At 67.2% G+C, this 683-nt stretch carries 1 pseudogene; it reads right to left on the minus strand.

What is annotated here, in order from left to right:
- Positions 1-137: 137 nt before the first annotated feature.
- Positions 138-422 (minus strand): annotated as a pseudogene (locus tag AA75_RS33000) (IS3 family transposase); the annotation flags it as partial.
- Positions 423-683: the final 261 nt, after the last annotated feature.

Raw genomic sequence — 683 nt, forward strand, 5'->3', positions numbered from 1 at the left:
TTTCGTTCCTTCGCTCGGTGGGGTGCGCCAGTGGCTGCTCCCCGACCGGATCGTCAGCCGGCGGTGGCGATCGTCTGGGTAAGGTCGTTACCGATGTTGGCGATGACCGCCTGACCGGCCTTGAAAGTACCGGCACCGTTCAGACCCGACGGGGAGTAGAGGAAGCCGCCGTCCCCGACCGGCAGATACGTGATGTCGCCGACGTACTTCGTGTTCGGAGCGGTGGCGGTGATGTCACGCTGCAGGAGATCCGGCACCGGGCTCGCGGACGGGTCCGGGACCGTGGTCACGTGCCGTTTCCGTAGCCGCAGCCCGGCGATGCCGAACTTGCGCATCACCCGCCCGACCCGCTTGTGGTTCACCCGGACGCCCGCCTCGCCCAGCTCGGCGGTGATCTTCGGGCGGCCCCAGGTGCCGTCCCACCACCAGCAGGTAGTGGGCCTTCTTCTCCTCCACCAGGAACCGAGCGTGGTCGCGCTGGGTGTGCAGGGCGTCGGCGGTGACCCCGGCCAGTTCGTAGGGAGCCAGCAGTGCGGCGAAGCAGGTGATCCCGTTGGTCCTGTCGGGAACCCGCAGCTGGGTGATGGTCCGGCCGTCGCCGGTCATCTCAGACGACAAGTCCCCCATCAACGTGACAGTGCTGAGAAGCCGTTGTCGTACCGATCTTGGTGGACGTGGGTTCG

This window comes from Kitasatospora sp. MBT63 (assembly GCF_000710465.2).
GTDB lineage: Bacteria > Actinomycetota > Actinomycetes > Streptomycetales > Streptomycetaceae > Kitasatospora.